The sequence below is a fragment of the Alsobacter soli genome (assembly GCF_003004785.1).
Taxonomy (GTDB): domain Bacteria; phylum Pseudomonadota; class Alphaproteobacteria; order Rhizobiales; family Beijerinckiaceae; genus Alsobacter; species Alsobacter soli.
Map to the genome: position 1 here is coordinate 1 of NZ_PVZS01000095.1, position 312 is coordinate 312.

The 312-nt window shown below is 68.3% G+C and carries 1 protein-coding gene; it reads left to right on the forward strand.

The genetic code is table 11. The features are described 5' to 3' along the window. Positions 1 to 312, forward strand: a 312-nt coding sequence (locus SLNSH_RS24420) for a multicopper oxidase domain-containing protein (protein WP_158266889.1), incomplete at both ends; no start/stop codon positions are given.

A 312-nucleotide genomic window follows, 5' to 3' on the forward strand; every position in this document is an offset into this window, starting at 1 on the left:
GACGATGGCGGGCTACCAGTGGGGGATGGCGTTCGACCGGTCGCTCCTCGTGCGCCAGGGCGACACGGTCGCGGTCACCATGCGCAACCGAAGCATGATGAGCCACCCCATGCACCTTCACGGGCACCGTTTCAGGGTGGTGGCGCTGGATGGCCGCAAGGCGCCAGGCGCCTCGCGCGACACCGTTCTGGTCCCGGCGATGGCGTCCGCCACGGTCTTGGTCCAGGCGAACAACCCCGGCCGGTGGGCCTTTCACTGCCACCACCTCTACCACATGGCGGCCGGCATGATGGGCACGTTCGCCTACGAGAA